11 protein-coding genes are annotated in these 18379 nt (G+C 62.5%); 5 read left to right on the top strand and 6 right to left on the bottom strand.

Going from position 1 to position 18379, the window contains the following annotated elements; genetic code table 11:
• Window positions 1-65: 65 nt before the first annotated feature.
• Together EI293_RS03145 and EI293_RS03140 are read right to left on the bottom strand one after the other, a co-directional pair.
• The gene (locus EI293_RS03145; RefSeq protein WP_125435597.1) at window positions 66-3953 is read right to left on the bottom strand and encodes a DUF7948 domain-containing protein; all 3888 of its coding nucleotides are present in this window, start codon (window positions 3951-3953) and stop codon (window positions 66-68) included.
• Between the two features lie 91 nt (window positions 3954-4044).
• The gene (locus EI293_RS03140) at window positions 4045-7527 is read right to left on the bottom strand and encodes a DUF7948 domain-containing protein (protein ID WP_125435595.1); all 3483 of its coding nucleotides are present in this window, start codon (window positions 7525-7527) and stop codon (window positions 4045-4047) included.
• Between the two features lie 133 nt (window positions 7528-7660).
• Between EI293_RS03140 and EI293_RS03135 the strand changes: the two genes are divergently transcribed.
• The 3 genes from EI293_RS03135 to EI293_RS03125 all read left to right on the top strand — a co-directional run bounded on the left by EI293_RS03135 (window position 7661) and on the right by EI293_RS03125 (window position 11733).
• Window positions 7661-8794: an endonuclease/exonuclease/phosphatase family protein gene (locus EI293_RS03135; protein WP_125435593.1), complete on the top strand. Its 1134-nt coding sequence runs from the start codon at window positions 7661-7663 to the stop codon at window positions 8792-8794.
• A 247-nt stretch (window positions 8795-9041) separates the two neighbouring features.
• On the top strand, window positions 9042-10589 hold the full coding sequence (cysS, locus tag EI293_RS03130) for a cysteine--tRNA ligase (protein WP_125435591.1): 1548 nt from the start codon (window positions 9042-9044) through the stop codon (window positions 10587-10589).
• 136 nt (window positions 10590-10725) lie between these two features.
• Complete coding sequence (locus tag EI293_RS03125) at window positions 10726-11733, top strand: M28 family peptidase (RefSeq protein WP_125435589.1); 1008 nt, start codon at window positions 10726-10728, stop codon at window positions 11731-11733.
• A gap of 82 nt (window positions 11734-11815) precedes the next feature.
• Here the strand turns inward: EI293_RS03125 and EI293_RS03120 are convergent, their stop codons facing one another.
• Window positions 11816-12337: a GNAT family N-acetyltransferase gene (locus tag EI293_RS03120; protein WP_125435586.1), complete on the bottom strand. Its 522-nt coding sequence runs from the start codon at window positions 12335-12337 to the stop codon at window positions 11816-11818.
• A gap of 22 nt (window positions 12338-12359) precedes the next feature.
• Window positions 12360-13262 (bottom strand): S66 peptidase family protein, encoded by a 903-nt coding sequence (locus EI293_RS03115; RefSeq protein ID WP_125435583.1) that lies wholly within the window; start codon window positions 13260-13262, stop codon window positions 12360-12362.
• A 125-nt stretch (window positions 13263-13387) separates the two neighbouring features.
• On the opposite strand from EI293_RS03115, the gene EI293_RS03110 reads away from it, so the two are divergent.
• Together EI293_RS03110 and EI293_RS03105 are read left to right on the top strand one after the other, a co-directional pair.
• A complete protein-coding gene (locus EI293_RS03110; protein WP_125435581.1) occupies window positions 13388-14626 on the top strand; it encodes an alpha/beta hydrolase in 1239 nt (412 codons plus the stop codon).
• 77 nt (window positions 14627-14703) lie between these two features.
• Window positions 14704-15864: an alpha/beta hydrolase gene (locus tag EI293_RS03105; RefSeq protein ID WP_125435579.1), complete on the top strand. Its 1161-nt coding sequence runs from the start codon at window positions 14704-14706 to the stop codon at window positions 15862-15864.
• Window positions 15865-16059: 195 nt separating this feature from the next.
• Here the strand turns inward: EI293_RS03105 and EI293_RS03100 are convergent, their stop codons facing one another.
• A complete protein-coding gene (locus tag EI293_RS03100) occupies window positions 16060-17328 on the bottom strand; it encodes a homoserine dehydrogenase (protein WP_125435577.1) in 1269 nt (422 codons plus the stop codon).
• A complete protein-coding gene (gene metX / locus EI293_RS03095) occupies window positions 17318-18355 on the bottom strand; it encodes a homoserine O-acetyltransferase MetX (protein WP_125435575.1) in 1038 nt (345 codons plus the stop codon). Before metX ends, EI293_RS03100 begins: the two co-directional genes overlap by 11 nt.
• Between the last annotated feature and the right edge of the window lie 24 nt (window positions 18356-18379).

Below are 18379 nucleotides of genomic sequence, written 5' to 3'. Positions count from 1 at the left end.
TGTTCGTGTTGTAGCTTGCTGGTGCAAATATACGAGAAGAAACCGCCGAAAGCAAGCCCAGGCCCTTAGCGCTGGATGGTAACCCAGCCTTTGCTGGCATGGCCATCGGGGGTACGTAGCAGGTAGTAATACACGCCATCGGGCAGGCCGGCTCCGTCCCAGTCGTTGCGGTAACGGGCGGCCTCAAATACCTTGTTGCCCCACCTGGAAAACACCTGCAACTGCCCCGGGCAGGCCGTGCGAACAATGAAGAACTGGTTCTTGTCGTCGTGATTGGGGGTGATGATGTTGGGTGGCAATTCAGGGGCAATTACTTCCACTACGGGCAGACTGGCTGTTTCAGCGCAGCGGCCGGCATTGAAGGACGTAATGACTCGCGGCTGGTAGGTGCCGGCCTGGGTGTACGTGTGCGTGATGGTACTGCCGGTAGCGGCGGGGGTACCATCACCAAACTCCCAACGGGAGGTTGTGGCACCGCCACTGAAGGTGAGTGTAAGCGGACTCAAGCGGTTTTCGGAGCAGCCAGCGGGCGCCCAGACGGGGGCAGTGGCCAGGGGAACGGCTACGCTCACACGCCGGGTGCCGGTATTCAGGCAGACGCCCGCAACGGTGTAGGTTAGCGTGAGGCTTCCGTTGAAACCGGCGGAAGGCGTGAAAATGCCATCGGAGGTGATACCGGAGCCACTCCAGGTTCCACCGGCCGGGGTGCCGCGCAGCCGGAACGGGCGGGTGGTGCCGGGGCAGAGCAGGGTATCGGGGCCGGCGTTTACGGTGATGGGGGCGCTGACGGTAACGGTGATGGTCCCGGTGTAGTCACAGAGGCCGCCGCCGGTACGGTACAGGAGCGTGTGCGTGCCAGCTCCGGCTAACGAAGGGCGGAATGTGAAGCCCGTATTGCCTGGTCCCTGCACGCCGGGGCCACCCCAATAAGCTACACTCGGTAGCGGTATGGGGGTTGTGTTGGTGGTGCAATAGGCCGGCAGCACGGGTGGGGTAAAGGTTGGTACTGGTAGCACATTGGCCTGCATCGTGCTGCTGCTGGTGCAGCCACCGGGCGCGGTAACGGTGTACGTGAGAGTCTGAATACCTAACAAGCTCACCGTTGGGGTGAAGGTAAAGCCCCCGGTCACCGACCCTGAAATACCGGAACCCGTCCAGATACCACCGGCGGGAATACCCGCAAGCACCTGCGGCCCGGCTCCGGCGCAGACGTTAAGGCCGGTTCCGGCAACGGCCTGGGTTACCGTGACGCTTCGGGTCGTTTGCAGCTGGCAGCCATTGGCATTGACGGTGTATACCAGCGTGTGCGTTCCAGGGCCGGCCAGTGAGGCAATGAACAGGTTGCCGCTAACGCCCGGTCCGGAAAAAGTGCCGCCCGCTGGCGTGGCGCTCAGCGTCACCGGGGCCGGGTTGGTCGGGCCCAGGCAAAAGCTGGTCTGGGCCGGCGCCGTAAACGCAATGGGGGGGGAGGGAACCACCGTGAGCCGAAGCGCCGAAACCCCGCCGCACGGGCCCACGCCGGTGACGGTGTAGGTAAGCGTTTGGGAGCCCAGCAACGCCTGGGTAGGCGTAAACACGAAGCCCGCCGCTACGGACCCCGACACGCCCGGCCCGGTCCAGATGCCACCGGCCGGACTGCCTTGCAATGGGACCGGTGCGGAGGCTACGCACACGGTCTGGTCGGTGCCGGCTACTACATCAACGGTTTCAAAATTAAACTTAAAAGCGGCGTTATTACAGTTGAGGCTGGCGTTGAAGGTGGAGTAGTAGCCTGCGCCAGGCGGAATGGGCCAGCTGCTGGAGCCGCCGCACCCCCCACACACGGCCTGGTACACCACCCCGCGCGGGTCGAAACGGGAAGTGCCGCCATCTACGTGGTCCTGGCTGGTGCCCCCGAAAAAGGTAGCGTAATCGAGGTTGCGGGCCCCGGCGGAGAGCTGTAGCAGGTAAAAGTCGCTGCCATCGGTGGTGCGCTGGGTGGCGGTAGTGGTGGTAGGCATGCCTAGCACGCTGCCGTTGCCATAGCCCACATTGTTGCCCCCACCCCAGCCGCTCACGTAAATCCGCTCACACTGGTCTACTAAGAAGGCCGTAGGCGAAAGGTCGATGGTGGCCCGGCCGCTGCCGAAGGTGGTCGCAAACTCGGTAGCAGTCAGGTCGGCGTTGAACTTGTGGATAAACTGGCGGCTGTTGGCCACGCCGTAGCGGTTGCCCACGGTCGGATAAGTGCCCATCGTCTGGCCCAGTAAGTACACGCCGCCGCTTTGGTCAAGCTGCACAAAATAGGCCTGATCATACGCCGACGTGCCCACCACCGTGGCCTTTTCCAGTACCGAGCCGGAACTGCTGATGCGGGCTACAAACCCATCGGCGTCGCCCCGCTGGGCGGGCTGCACGGTGCCGGGCGTTACCGGGAAGTTGGGGCTGGTAGTACCCCCGGCTACGTACAGCCGGCCGGCCGCATCAAGCTGCAAGGAGTACGCGGCATCGGGTTGATTGCCGCCCAGCTGGCTACTCCATAGTACTTGGTCGAGGCCGGGCGTAAGCTTGGAGACTACTGCGTTGAGGCCTGGCGTATAGGGTTGGAAGTTGTTGCGCGCCGGGAAATCCGAGGAAGAGGTATTCGAGGCCAGGTACACGTTGTTCTGCGCATCCACCAGAATATCCCCCCGAAACTGGTCGCCGTAGTTACGCAGCAGGTTGAAGCCGAAGCCGGTATTGGGCAGCACGCCTTCGTTGCCGGCCCCGCCCAAGTACGTGGACGCTACCAGCCGGGAGCCATCGGCACTAAGCCGGACCACCGCCAGGTCGGACCCATTGGGCATATTGGAGGGCGCGTAGCCGGAAAACGGGTTGATAGCGGAGCCGCCATTAAAGGTGCGGTCAAGCGCGCTGGCGGTGACAGGAAAGTTAGGGGAACCGGTAGCCGCCAGCACCAGCAGTTCGCCCAGACTATTGACCACCAGACTTTGCGGAAAATCGGCCCCACTCCCGCCCAGATAGGTGGCCCACACGCGGGCGGCCGGGCCGCGGGCGGTGGTGTTGTACTTGATGAGGGCAATATCGGTGGCCCCGGCGAACTGCGTGCTGTACGCACCCGGGCTGGCAGGATACCCCAGCGCAAAAACGATGCCGCCGGAGTAGAGGTTACCCTGCTGGTCGTAGGTAGCCGTGAAGCCCCAGTTATCGGCGGCCGAGCCGGTGAACGTGGAAAACACCACCGTCGGGTCGATAATCAGCGGCCGGTTTGAGTCGTATTTGCCCAGGCGGAAGCTGATTTCCTGGTTGTGCAGCACGTAAGCGCAGGCCACGGCCTGGCGCTGGCCGCTGGCATTCAGTTGCCACGCAGTAGGGGCCAGCTCCCGCAGCGTGCCGGCCGAAGTCAGGATTTCCAGGTGTCCTTCGGGGGTTAGGCGCAGCGCATCGGCTCCGTGGTAGCGCAGCCGGATGGCAGCCGGCCGCGCCTGGGGAGCCAGCTCAAAGTCGTATTCCAGGTGTTGCTGCTGGTTTTCATAAAACTGCACATCAACGCCGGGCCACACGCGGCGGTAGTGCAAGCGGCGGAAGCCGGCTACGTGCGTGGCCCACTGGGCCGGGTCGGAGCCGCGCAGGTAGTTGCGCACTTCCCCGGTAGCTTCTGTGGGCAGCACCACGGGCTGCGCGGCCTGTACGAACTCCACCCGTATGGCATGGGCGCGGAAGGTTTCAGGAACACTCCCTGTGCGGGGAACGGCCGTATGCGGGTGCGGGAAACCGGTAGTGAGGGCGTAGGTAAGGCCGCCGGGCTCCAGGAAAAGCCGTCCGCCCGGTACATCCGCGGCGTACAGGACGGGGGCCGGCCACTGGCCCTTATTCTCAATAAACTCCAGGTGCTGATTAGGAGCGGGGGCGCCGGCCCGGGCCAGCAGATTAGGCAGCCATAACAGGCAAACAAATAGATACAATTGCTTCATACACGCAGCAAGCCGGATAACGTTAAATAGCGGCAAAGCTACACGTTATCCGGCTTGAGTTTACCTGTTTTTCGGGCTATTGCGCGAGTGTTTATCGTTGCACCGTTACCCAGCCCTTCACGGTGCGGCCCTCGGCATCTTTGAGGTGATAGTAGTACAGGCCATCGGCCAGCGCATCCGCCCGCCAGTCGTTGCGGTAGTTATCGGTTTCGTACACCTTATTGCCCCAGCGTGTGAACACCCGCAGCGTAGCGGGCCGGCAGCTGAAGCGCGGAATGAAGGTTTCGTTTTTGTCGTCGTGGTTGGGTGTAATGATGTTGGGCACGAATACTTCGCCCACTATCACCGGCACAAAGCTGGTTTCCACGGTGCAGTTGGCGTAGCGGGCCGTGAGCTTCACGGAATACGTACCGGGGTTCTCAAACATATGCACCGGCTTTTCCTCGTTCGAGGTAGGGCTGCCGTCACCAAACTCCCACACGTAGGTGCCCCCCGTCAGCACGGGCTCAAAGGCGCAGTTGAAGGGAGCCAGGCCGGTATACTGCGGAAAGCTGGTGCACTCGGGCACACTAAGCGGGAAGTTGACGGCGGGGGAAGGGGCCAGCAGCACCTGCCGGGTATCGGTAACGGTGCAGCCGTTTTCCGTGACGGAGTAAGAAAGCGTGAAAATGCCGCCGCGCAGGTTGGTATTGGGCGGAGTGAACAGCCCGCCCGGCGTGACGCCGGAGCCGCTCCAGGTACCCCCGGCTGGAGAGGCTCCGGTAAGCTGCACGGGCTGCGTTTCATACGCGCAGAAGGTGAGGTCGGGGCCGGCCTCGGGCCGGGGAAGCGGATTCACTACCACGGTACGGGTGGCAGTGCCGCACCCGAGCGTATCGGAGTAGGAGTAGGTGAGGGTATAGGTGCCGGCCCCGGCCTGTTGCGGATTGAATACGTTGCCGGTCAGTCCTTTCGTGGTACTCCAGGTGCCGCCGGCGGGCGTGGCCTGCAGGGTTACGGGCGCGCCATTGGCGCACTGTAGCGGCACCGGACTGATGTTCACGGTCAGCTCCGGCGTCACAATTATGCGCAGGGGCCGGGTGCTCCGGCAGATACCGGTCGTTTGGACGGAATATTGGAGGATGTTACGCCCCACCAGGGCCGCAGTGGGCTGAAACTGGTAGGTGCCGTTGCTGAGCTGCGTAACGCCGGGGCCGGTCCAGGTGCCGCCGCTGGGCTGCCCACCCAGCACTACCGGGGCAGTGCCTACGCACACGTAGCGGGTAGGGCCCGGGTCGGCTACCACCAGGCCGAAGCTTATGGCGAAGGCGGCATTGTTGCAGTTAGTACTGGCGTTGGTGGTCGTATAATAATTGGCACCGGGTGGGCGCGGGAAACCCTGGGTACCGGTACAGCCGCCGCACACGGCTTGGTACACCACCCCTTTCTTGTCAAAGCGCGAAGTGCCGCCATCCACATGCTCGCCCCGCCCGCCGTTTTCCCCGAAGAACGTGGCGTACTCCAGTCCAGTCATGCCCGCCCGAAACTGAGCTAGGTAGAAGTCACTGCCGTCGGTATTCGACTGCACGGCATCAGAAGTGACCGGTAGGTTGCGGGTGGAGCCGCCGCCGAAACCGGCATTATTCACACCGCCCCAGCCGCACACGTACACCCGCTCACAATCATCGACCAGAAAAGCCGTGGGCGAAATATCGTATCCCGACAGAGCCGAGCCGAAAGTGGTGCTGTATTCAGTAGCACTAAGGGTTGCATTGAGCTTATGAATAAACTGGTGCGCTCCTCGGACACTATACCGGCCGGTGGTAACGGGGTAGGCGTTGGAACTGGTCTGGCCCAGCACGTACACGTCGCCGCCGGCGTCCAGCTGCAGAAAGAAGGCCAGGTCGGCGGCGGCGGTGCCCAGGTACGTAGCATAGCGCAGCGTGGTGCCGGCCGGATTCAGGCAGACCACAAAACCGTCCCGTCCGCCCGCCGGCTGAGGCTGCAACGCCGCCGCCACGGTAGGAAAATTGGGGCTGTCGGTGGTGCCGGCCACGTAGAGGTGCCGGTCGGGCGTGAGTTGAACGGAGAAGGCTGCGTCGGCCCCGTTTCCGCCCAGGTAAGTACTCCAGAGCAACTGATTGAGCAGCCGCGGCAACTTGCACACCACCGCATCGGAAGTGCCCTGGCGAGTGGCCTGCACGGGTTGCGCCGTTGGGAAGTTGCTGCTCTGCGTGACGGAAGCCAGGTACACGTTGTTGTCGCCATCGGTGAGAATATCCCCCCGAAATGGGTCGCCGTAGTTATTGACCAGGTTGAGGTTCAATCCGTCGTTGCTGGTGCCGCCCAGGTACGTGGACGCTACCAGCCGGGAGCCGTCGGCACTGAGGGTGGTCACAAACAGGTCGGAGCCGTTGCTGTAGCCCATTGGAGTCGTGAGCCCGCCGCCCAGCGGATTGACGCCGGAACCGCCCTGGAAGGTGCGTTGCGCGGCCCCGGCCGACACCGGAAAATTGCCCGAGCCGGTAGTGCCCAGAATCACCAGCTCCCCCAGGCCGTTTACCACCAGGCTGTGCGGCGCATCGGTATTGCTGCCGCCCAGGTAGGTGGCGTAGAGGCGTGCGGCGGGTCCTGAGGTGGTCATGCGGTACTTGATGATGGCCACGTCGCCGGCCCCGGCAAAGGAAGTCTGGAAAGCACCCGGTGAGGTGGGGTAGCCTACCCCGAAGGCCACGCCGCCCGAGTACATATTGCCCTGCGCGTCATAGGTGGCCGTGAAGCCCCAGTTATCGGCGGTAGAGCCGGTAAACGAAGAGAATAGCACGGTAGGGTCGATGGTAAGCGGCAGCTTGCTGTTATAGGCTCCCAGCACGAACTGCACCGTCTGGGCCCGCAGCTCAAACCGGCAGCTTACCATTTTCCGCTCGCCCGACGGCAGTATTTGCCAGGCTTTGGGCGCCTGCTCCGTCACGTTGCCCACGGAGGTCTGAATCAGTAGGTGGCCTTCGGGAGTAAGGCGCATGGCTTCGGGGCCGGTGTACCGCAGCCGGATATGGTCGGGACGGGCACCGGGGGCCAGCAGAAAGTCGTACTCCAGGTGCTGCTCCTGATTTTCGTACACCTGCACATCGATACCGGGGTACACTTTAGCGTACTGCACCTGTCGGAAGCCGCGTACCTCGCTGGCCCACTGCTGCGGGTTGCTGCCCTGGAAGTAGTTGCGGGTGCCGGCCGTAGGCTGCTGCGCCTGCATTGTGGCCTGCGCGTTGCCGCCTTCAAACGAAACCGTGTAGGCGTGGCCGCGCAACGGCGCGGCCGGTTCCGGCTGGCGCGGAGCCGCCGGGCTGGCTTCGTGCTGATGGGAATTGGCCGCTAAAGCTGCCGGATCCAGGAAGGAATACGTAAAGCCGCCGGGCGTAAGGTAGAGCCGGCCGCCGGGCAGCTCGGCCTGGTAGCGGACCGGCCGGGGCCACTGGCCTTTGTTCTCCACAAATTCCAGGCTTTTGTCTGGTTCCGGGGCCCTTGCCGGGCGCGGCGCGGCCTGCAGCAAAGCCGGGTATAAGAACAATAAAATCAGGGTAGAGAGTCGGGACATACACGCAATGAATAATGGAAAATAAAGGTACGCAACGCAGCGCGCAAAACTCAGGCCACTTACCGGGGCGGCGGGCTGCGGCGGAACGGCTACCTTTGCCAGCCTGATCAACTCTGCCTCTGAAAGGTTGCCTGTGCGTCGTTCGTTTGCCTTTAAAAGTACCGTGTTGGTGATGGGGTGGGTGCTGGCGGCTATTGCCTGTGCCCAGATTCCGGCCTACACCTTCTGGCCTGCTATTTTCGGGGCTCTCACGCTGCCGGTAGCCCTGGCCCTGAACCTGCTGCTGATAGGCTACTGGCTGCTGCGCCGCTGGCCGGTCGCCCTCCTGCCGCTGGCGCTGGCGGTGCTTACTTGGCCCCATTTTCAGCGCGGGCTGGCACTGCACCCGTTGCGGGTGGCACCGCAGGCTGCGGGCGGGGCGGGTGGTCCCATTGTAAAGGTGCTGTCGGCGAATGTGCGCATCTTCAACGTGTATCCGCAGCTGCGCAATGAGGGGCTGGCCTCATCGAAGGCAATGGTGCGCTGGCTGCAGGAAAACCCAGCCGATATTCTGTGCCTGCAGGAGTTTTACAACGAGCCCGCCGGGACCAAAACCCGCGACGGAGGCGTGTTCCGGACCATAGACAAAATCGGGCGCGACGCTGGGCGGGAGGCGTTCTTTTCCAAAACCCTTACCAACAGTGCCGGGGCCGAGTTTGGCATGGCTCTGTTCTCACGTTTCCCTATCGTTAATAAAGGCACCATTCACTTTGGCAAGCTGACGCAGAACCACGCCATGTGGGCCGACGTGCAGCTGCCCTCCCACGACACCATTCGGGTGTATAGCTTCCATCTGCAGAGCATGAGCATGGATGAGAAGGACATTGTGGATAGCTACTCCAGCAAAGCCGGCCTCAGGCAGAAAGGCGCGGGGTTGCTGCGCCGCTTTAAGCGCGGGGCCATTGCGCGGCACTGGCAGGTGGACACGCTGGTGCGCCGCTTCGAGCGGTGCCGTTACCCCATTCTGCTCTGCGCCGACCTCAACGATGTGCCCTACAGCTACAGCTACGACCAGCTGGCCGACCGTTTTCAGAATGCCTGGGCCACTGTGGGCAACGGCGTGGGCAGCACCTACAACGGCCGCCTGCCTTTCGTGCGCATCGATAACCAGTTTGCCGGTCCCCGCTTCGCCGTCAACGACTTCTGGGTCCACTACGAAATTCCCTACTCCGACCACTTCCCCACCACGGCCACGTACCAACTGCAGAAGGCGGCTATCAGACGTTAAAAACCTCAATTATATGCCGATTGGCTGAATCGACATACTGCCAGCTGAACTTTATAGACTGCACGCAAAATGGTTTGTACCGCTTATGCCGGGTTTAAAACTTTGTTGCCTGTTTTTTAGCAGTTCCTGTCGCCATTTTGCCCCCAGCGCGGTTATGCAAGGCCGATGCCGCGCTGGCTGCCGGCTCGGGTTATAAAATCTGTGCCCTCCACCCATTCTGCAAAAACTGCGGTTACTTTTGCACCCTATGCAGCACACACTCTCGCTCTACAATACCCTCACCCGCCGCAAAGCCGCCTTCGAGCCCCTCAATGCGCCCTTCGTGGGCGTGTACCTGTGCGGCCCCACGGTGTACAACGAGGCCCACGTAGGCAACGCCCGCGGACCAGTGGTGTTTGATGTGCTGACGCGCTACCTGCGCCACCTCGGCTACACGGTGCGCTACGTGCGCAATATCACCGATGTGGGCCACCTGGAAGGCGACGCCGACGAAGGCGAAGACAAAATCGGGAAGATTGCCCGGGCCCAACAGGTAGAGCCGATGCAAGTGGCCGAGGGCTACACCAACCTCTACCAGAACCATATGGAGGTGCTGGGCTGCCTGCCGCCCGATATTACGCCCCGGGCCAGCGGCCACATCATCGAGCAGATTCAGATGGTGGAGGAAATTATTGCAAATGGGTTTGCCTACGAGTCCAACGGCTCGGTGTATTTCGATGTGCCCGCCTACAACGCGGCCGGCCGGGGCTACGGCAAGCTTTCCAACCGCGTGGTGGAAGAACTGCTGGCCGGCTCCCGCGACAACCTGGCGGGGCAGGAGGAAAAGCGCAGCCCACTGGATTTCGCCCTCTGGAAACGAGCCGATGAGCGCCACCTCATGCGCTGGCCCTCGCCCTGGAGCGACGGATTTCCCGGCTGGCATCTGGAGTGCTCGGCTATGAGCCGCAAGTACCTCGGGGCCGAGTTCGATATTCACGGCGGCGGGCTGGACCTCATGTTCCCCCACCACGAGTGCGAAATTGCCCAGAGCCAGGCTTGCAACCACCCTACCAACGAGGCTCAGGTGTGGATGCACAACAACATGATTACGGTAAACGGAGCCAAGATGAGCAAGAGCCTCGGCAACTTCATCACCATCAGCCAGCTCTTCGACGGCAGCAACGCCACGCTGGCGCAGGCCTACTCGCCCATGACGGCCCGCTTCTTCCTGATGCAGGCCCACTACCGTAGCACCGTGGATATTACCGACGAAGGCTTACAGGCGGCCCGCAAAGGCTACCGCAAGCTCATGAACGGTCTGCGGCTGCTGGACAAGCTGCGTGACTTCAGCCTCTCGCCCGACGTTATCAAGGCCCGCACGGTAGCACCCGTAGCCGAAGGAAAAGCCCCTGATACTGCTGCCGCCGACGCGGAGCTGCAGAAGCTGGTGCAGGACTGCTACACCGGCCTCAACGACGACCTGAACACGGCCCGCGCCATTGCCAGCCTGTTCAATCTGTTGCGCAAGCTCAATGGTTTTGCCGCCAACCCGGCCACGCTGGCGACGGTGAGTGCTGCCGCCGTACAAACTGCCACCGATGCCTACCAGACGTTAGTGCAGGACGTGCTGGGCCTGGTAGATGAGCCCCGCGCCAGTGCCGAAGACCTGCTGCGCCTCACCCTGGAGTTCTATCAGGAAGCCAAATCCACCAAAGCCTACGATAAAGTAGACCAGATCCGGGCCGCGCTCAAAGAGCAGGGTATTGTGGTGAAGGACACCAAAGCCGGCGTCGACTGGGCGTATAGCGAGGAGTAAAAAGGTGCGTCTGAACGTTATGCAGCGGCGCTGCCGCAGCATCTCGCTCGTGCATAATCGTATATAATTGCCATTGCAACATTAGCACGCGTGATGCTCCGGCGCCGCCGCTGCACGACATTTTTTCTTCACTGGTATGAACCTCTTTCGCCTTGCCCCGGCTGCCCTGGCCAGTCTGCTACTGCTCACGGCGTGTCCCGCTAAAAAAGACACCGCCGAAACTACCGATGCCGCTACTGCCGCCGTACCCAAGGCTCCGGATTTCAATGCCGACTCGGCCTACTCGTTTACGGCCCGGCAGGTAGCTTTTGGGCCGCGGGTACCCAACACCCCGGCCCACGTCCAAACCGGCGACTGGATTATCCGCAAATTCAAGGAAGCCGGCCTGACGGTGAAGGAGCAGCCGTTTGAGGCTATGGCGTTTGATGGCAAAATGCTCAAGTCGCGCAACATCATTGCCCAGTACATGCCCCAGGCTCCGCGCCGGGTGGCCATTTTCGCCCACTGGGACACGCGCCCCTTCGCCGATAAGGATAAGGACAAGAAAAACGCGCCCCTCGACGGGGCCTGCGATGGGGCCAGCGGCGTGGCCGTGGCCCTGGAAATGGCCCGGGTGCTGGGCGCGCAACAGGATAGCCTGGCCCCCGGCGTCGGGGTCGATTTTATCCTGTTCGACTCGGAGGATTACGGCTACGACGGCAGCACGCAGGGCGAGAAGAAAAACCTGCTCGGCAGCCAGGAATCCTGGTGCCTAGGCTCCCAGTACTGGGCCAAAAACCTGCTGCCAGCCAACTACAAGCCCAATTATGGCATTCTGCTGGATATGGTAGGAGCCAAGGGCGGTAAGTTCAGCCGGGAAGAGCTGTCCCGCCAAAAGGCCCGCGACGTGGTGGACAAAGTGTGGAATACGGCGGCTGAGCTGGGATTCTCCGATAATTTCCTGTTTGCCGATGGCTACGGCATCACCGATGACCACGTGTTTACCAACCAGGCCGGTATCCGCACCATCGACATCATCGACTTCCTGCCCAACGGCGAGTTTCAGCCCTACCACCACACCACTCAGGACAACATGAGCATCATTGACCGGCGCACCCTTAAAGCGGTAGGCCAAACGTTGCTCACGGTGCTGTACAGCGAGTAGGATCGAATACGGTTTCGGTAAAAAAGCCTCCGCATCAGCTTGCGGAGGCTTTTTTGTGTCTGTTATGTGCTTGGTAAAATCGTTATTCCAGCAGCTTGTAATACACCACCGTAGCCGCCAGTTCCCCGCCGGGCACGCGGGCAAAAGCCGGAATGGCGCCGGCTGCGGTATACCCCAGGCGTTGGTAGAGTTGCTCCGAGCCGGCACCCTGCAGCGTATCCAGTACCACGGTGGAGCGGCCGTGCTGCCGGGCCAGTTCCTCCACCGCCAGCATGAGCTGGCGGCCGATGCCGCGCCGCTGGGCCCGGGAGTGAACCAGCAGCTTGGATATTTCGGCGCGGTGCAGGCCGTTGGGTTTGGTGGCCAGCACCAGCTGTACGGTGCCGGTCAGCTGCCCGGCTTCTTCCGCAACGAGGAGCAGCGTGGTTTCGGCCGCAACGGCTGCCTCCACGCCTTCCCAGAAGGCCTGCCCTTCGGCCGCGGCCAGCGGGGGCAGAAAGCCTACGGATGCCTCCGCATCCACCGCGTCGCGGAGCAGTTCAAGCAGAGCGCTTATGTGCTGCCGAAACTCCGGGGCAGCTACGCAACGAATGATGACGGACATATTACTTGCAGGTTGCAGGGTGTTAGCTATACGCCAGACGGGAGCCTTCGGCAGTTACGGTGAGGCGTGCCTCCCGCCCTACGATCAAGGCTTGGTTGTCGGCCTCATGGCCCACCGGAAAGCCGTGGGCCACCGGAAAGCCATAGCGCGTGGCGTAATGGTTGATGATTTCGCCCGGACTCTGGCCGTAGGGCACGGTATTGTCCTGAGGATTGGTAAAGTGGCCGACGAGCAGTCCGGCCAGTCCGGCCAGCTTGCCCGTACGGTCCAGGTGCACCAGCATCCGGTCAATGGCATACAGATATTCATCAATATCCTCCAGAAACAGGATGCGGCCGGCCGTGGGCACCTCCGACTGCGTGCCGGTGAGGGTTTGCAGAATGCTGAGGTTGCCGCCTACCAGCTCACCGGTGGCCGTGCCGAACTGATTGAGCGGGTGCGCCGGGGCCACGTAGCTGATTTCCTCCCCGAACAAAGCCCGGCGCAGGCTTTCCAACGAAGCGGAGCCGCCCTCCAGATGAAACAGCAGCGGCATCACGCCGTGGATGCTTTGGTGGCCACGCCGCAGCAGGTGGCAGTTGAGGGTGGTAATGTCGGAGAAGCCGGCAATCCATTTCGGCTCCTGAGCAAACCGGCTGAAGTCGATACCGTCGATGATGCGGGTGGTTCCGTAACCACCCCGGGCGCACAGAATAGCGCGGATTTCGGGGTTGTCAAGCTGCTGCTGGAAATCCTGGCGGCGCACTTCGTCGTCTCCCCCGAACTGGTGATGCGCCACGTTGGTACTGCTTCCCAACACCACGCGCAGGTTCCAGCTTTCGAGGGTGGCTACGGCCGCCGCCAATTCCTCGTGCGAGGCTTTGCGGGCAGGACACACAATGGCAACCTGGTCGCCGGGCTGGAGTGGAGGAGGAGTGGTAGGCATAAAACGTAGCAGCTGAGTCCGTAAACCTACTCAACCGCGCCGCGTATTGCTTCAGAATGCGACTATAAGTGTAGAAAAAGGAAATTGCTTTCTGAAATAATTATATTAAATAGTATCTAAGTCAAATTGTCCCGTCAGATGAAAAACTTCTCCTTGCCATCGTACTTCTCTGGCTGTGGAACCCGGGAACGGGAACCGCCCAAACCCGGATTGATACCACCGGCGGTCGTTATTACCGGCCCATCTTTGCCACGGTCACCCGTACGCAGGATGTAACGTACGGCGCGGCCCCCGACTTCCTGGGCAACAACCAGAATCTGCGGCTGGACGTGTACCAGCCCGTGGGTGATACGGTGCGCCGCCGGCCGCTGCTGGTGTTTGCGCACGGCGGCGGGTTTGTGTCGGGCAACAGGACTGATGCCGAAATAGTGGAGCTCTGTACCCGCTTTGCGCGCATGGGCTACGTTACAGCCAGCATTGATTACCGTCTGCTGTTTCTGCCCTTCGACACCGTGAATATTGGCCGGGCTGCTATTCGGGCCACGCAGGATATGCGCGCCGCCGTCCGCTTTTTCCGTCGGGACGCGGCTACCACCAAAGCCTACCGTATTCACCCCGGCTTTATTTACGCCGGCGGCTCTTCGGCAGGAGCATTCATGGCTCTGCAAACCGGGTATCTGGATAAGGAGTCGGAAGTGCCTGCTTACCTCGGACTGGCTGCTCTGGGCGGTCTGGAAGGTAGCAGCGGCAACCCCGGTTACGCCAGCAACGTGCAGGGCGTTATCAATTTGTGCGGGGCCCTGGGCCGTCCGTGGTGGATTGAGGCCGGAAATGTGCCATTCGTGAGCCTGCACGGTACCGCCGACGCGGTGGTGCCTTATGGTGCCGGCACCGTGGGAAGTGGCCTGCCTCCCCAGAAAGTGTACGGCAGCGCCGTGCTGAAAGTGCGGGCCACGGCGGTAGGAGTAGCCAATCCGTTATACACCTTCAAAGGGGCCGGCCATGTACCCTACAGCGGCAGTAGTGCTGCGGCTGCGGCGTATCTGGATACTACCACGCGCTTCGTGCGCGACTTTCTGCGGCCCTTGCTGCGGCAACCGGCTACCGTTACGGCGGTAAAAACCAGTGCTGCCACGGCCCCGCAGGTATTTCCGGTGCCCGCTACCGACGCCATCCGGGTGCAGTGGCCCGCCGCGCAGCTGTTTCGGCGTCAATCGGCGGAACTGCTGGATGCTACTGGCCGCATAGTACGCCGCCTCCGGTGGGAGCAGCCTGAACTGTTGGTGCCGCGCGAAAACCTGCCCGCTGGTACCTATCTGTTGCGCACCGAAGGGTTGGCTTCGCGTCGGGTGGTATTTGACTAAGGTCAGGCCCGAAGTTTCTGCCGCTGGGTAGCGACGCCGTATCTTTGGGCCGGCCTGATCTGGATGGGCTGTTACGGATGAAATATTACCTGCTGGTACTGCTGGCACTCTGTCTGCTTCCCCTGACTACCCGGGCCCAGAAAGCCCCCATCGACACCACCCGGGGCCGCTACTATCGGCCGGTTTTCCGGCAGGTGCAGGTACGCCACGATGTGGAATTTGCCCACGTCACCACCATACTCGGCTTGCCTCAGACGCTGTACATGGACGTGTATGAGCCCGTGGGCGACACGGTACGGCGCCGGCCGCTGGTGGTGCTGGCCCACGAGGGCGGCTTCCTCACCGGCACCCGCGACGATGCCGTGATGACCGCTCTCTGCACCCGGCTGGCCCGCCTCGGCTACGTCACGGCCACTATTGATTACCGGCTCTATTTCTTTCCGTTTGATACCGTAGGCATCGGGCGGGCAGCTATCCGGGCTACGCAGGACATGCGGGCAGCCGTACGTTTCTTCCGCCACGACGCGGCTACGGCTAGGCGGTTTCGGGTACATCCGCAGTACGTGTTTGTGGGCGGCTCCTCGGCCGGTGGGTTCATGGCCCTGCAAACCGGCTACCTCAACAAGCTTTCGGAAGTACCCGCTTATCTCGATATTGCCGCGCTGGGCGGTCTGGAAGGCAACGGCGGCAACGCGGGCTACAGTAGCCGCCCGCGTGGAGTGGTAAACCTGTGCGGCGCCCTGGCCCGGGCCAGCTGGCTGGAAGCCGGCGACCCGCCCCTTTGCAGCGTGCACGGCACCCGCGACGGACTGGTGCCCTACGCGAAAGGTACCATCGGGGCGCAGCTGCCGGCCCAGTTAGTGTACGGCAGCGGGGCATTGCGCTTGCGTGCTAACGCGGTGGGCGTGCCCAACGTACTGCGTAGGTTGCGCGGGGCCGGCCACGTTCCATACTCCTTCGAGCCCACGTATATTGACTCCGCTTTCTTCGCCGTGCGCGACTTCCTGCGGCCATTGCTCGGCCCTGGCGCGCCTGGGCCTCTACTGGCGGCGGCCCTTACCCCCCGCCGCGAAGCGCAGGTAACCGCCCTGCTGCTGCCGCGCCGCATCGGGCTGCAAGTGCCGCCCGCGCCGGTCCTGGTCTGGCAACCTAATCTGCTGAAAGCCGCCCCCGATTCGGTGCGGCAGCCGGCCCCGGTTGCTCCGGAGGCCACTGGTGCCGCCGCGCCGCCAAAATAGCGGGGAGTCTTTGCTTTGCGTATCGTTGGGGCTATTGAGCTGACATCGTTCGGCACCGCGCGAAGTAGGGGCTTCCCGCTACAAACTGGCTGACCCATGCAAAGCCCCTGACGTCGGAGCGACATCAAGGGCTTTTGCATAGGTTAGGGGCAAGAGTTGCGGGCAGGGTAGGTTAGCGGTGCGGCCCTTCGGTCACTAGGCCGAAACCTCGGCCACCAGCTCGTCGGTACTGACGGGGCGGAGGCGGCCGGTGCGTACGATGAACGCGCCGTATTTGCGCAGCGTGTCGCGGTGCCGAATGAGGTGGGCCAGGGCCACGTAGCCTACTACGTACTCGTCCTCATCGGCTTCCTCGGAAATTTCACTGAAATCGAGTAGGTCGATGATACGGTCCTCGTCGGTGCGCAGGTAGATTTCCACTTCCAGGTCGGAGGCGTACTCCGGTGCTTCGACAGCTTTAGGATACTGGTAGGCAAATCCCTGGCGCAAAGCGGCCAGGTCAGCCAGCACGGCCGAGCCGGTGGGGTGCCCGCCGGCTCCCCGGCCCCGCAGAAACTGCTCGCCGGCAAAATCGGCCTCAATCACCACGCCGTTGAATTCATGATCCACGGTGTACAGCGGCGACTCGGGGCCGACCAGCTGCGGGGTCACCAGCACCGTCACGCGGCCGTCGGGCAGTCGTTGGAGGCCAGCCACCACCTTGATTTTCTGGCCCTGACTGGCGGCAAAGGCAATATCCACTGCACTGATGCCCTCAATGCCCAGGTTCAGCACTTGCTCAGGATCGAGGAAAGCCCCGTAGGCGTGGGCCGCCAGTAGTACCGCTTTGGAGCGCGGGTCGAAAGCCCCCATATCCAGGCTGGGGTCGGTTTCGGCGAAGCCCAGCTGCTGGGCTTCCACCAGGGCCGGGGCGTAGTCGGAGCCCTCTTCACCCATGCGGGTCAGCACGTAGTTGGACGAGCCGTTGAGAATGCCGGTCAGGCGGCGCAGCGGCTCGGCTCCGAAGTAGGCATCGAGGGTACGAATAACCGGAATACTGCCGCACACGGCCGCTTCATATAATAAGGTGCCCTGGCCTTCGCGCTGAAGCTGTACCAGCGCGGGCAGATGGCGGGCCAGCATGGCCTTGTTGGCCGTGACCACCCGGCGGCCCCGGCGTAGCGCCTCGCTCACCAGCCGGAACGCAGTATCTGCGTCGTCAATTACTTCTACCAGCACATCCAGCGAGTCATCGGCCAGCAACGCATCGGCATCGAACTCAAACCGCTTAGCGGGCAGGCTGCGTGCTTTGCCCGGTGTCTTGACTACAATGCGGCCGACGGTGAAACCGGCTTCGGGGTGCTGCTGCAGGATATCGTACAGGCCCTGGCCCACGCAGCCGAAGCCGATCAGGCCCACGCGCCACGGCTGGGCCGCCGAAACGGAAACGGGAGATACAGGAGCAGCGTCAGTGTTAGTGGACATACGTCTGGACGTAGAATCGTTCGAGGAAGTGGGTGATTTGGGCGGTTTCAATCAGAAACCCATCGTGGCCGTACTGGGAGTCCATTTCGGCGTACATGGCCCCCCGGATGTAGCGGGCCAGCAGTTGCTGTTCGGAAGGTGGAAACAGCACATCAGAGGTAATGCCGAGCACCAGCGTGCGGGCCTGAATGCGGCCCAGGGCCGCCTGCACGCCGCCCCGGCCCCGCCCTACGTGGTGCGTATCCATCGCCCGGCTCAAGGCCACGTAGCTGTAAGCATCGAAGCGGGCCACCAACTTGTCGCCCTGATAACGCTGGTAGGAGCTGGCCAGGAAATCGTCGAGCTTTTCGTCGTCGGCGTCAGTCTGGGTCTGGCCGTAGGCACTGTGGCTACGGTAGCTGAGCAAAGCTACCGCCCGGGCCGCCCGGAGGCCGGCCGCCCCGCCGTCAGGCGTGGCTTCATGGTAAGTAGCATCGGCGAAAATGGCCAGCCGCTGGGCTTCGTTGAAAGCAATTCCCCACGCCGAGTGCCGGGTACTGGTGGCCAGCAGCACCAGATTATCAAATAGTTCCGGCCGCTGTACGGCCCATTCCACGGCCTGCTGTCCGCCCAGCGAACCGCCCAACAGCGTATGCACCCGGCCCAGGGCCAGATGTTCCCGCAGGGCCTCGTGGACCGCCACCATATCCCGAATGGTCACCAACGGGAAATGCTGAAAAGGCGCTTTACCCGTTGCCGGGTCAGGCGTAAGCGGGCCGGTGGTCCCGTAGCAGGAGCCCAACACATTGGCACATACAATAAACCAGTCCTGCGGATCGAAGTGGCAGCCGGCTCCTACCAGCCCGGGCCACCAGTCCAGCACGTCGGAGTTGGCGGTGAGGGCGTGGCACACCCACACCACATTGTCGCGCGTGGCGTTGAGGCGGCCGTAGGTGTGGTAGCTTACCTCCACATGCGGCAGCACGGCCCCGTTTTCCAGCCGTAAGGCTCGGGGCAGTCGAAACACATGGGCGTCTTCGGAAGGCATTTGGGGAAGTTCTGAGTGGTGGAT

The organism is Hymenobacter perfusus (assembly GCF_003944765.1).
GTDB classification, from domain to species: domain Bacteria; phylum Bacteroidota; class Bacteroidia; order Cytophagales; family Hymenobacteraceae; genus Hymenobacter; species Hymenobacter perfusus.
Note: the sequence above shows the minus strand (reverse complement) of the source record. Positions and strands in the feature narration are given on the sequence as shown.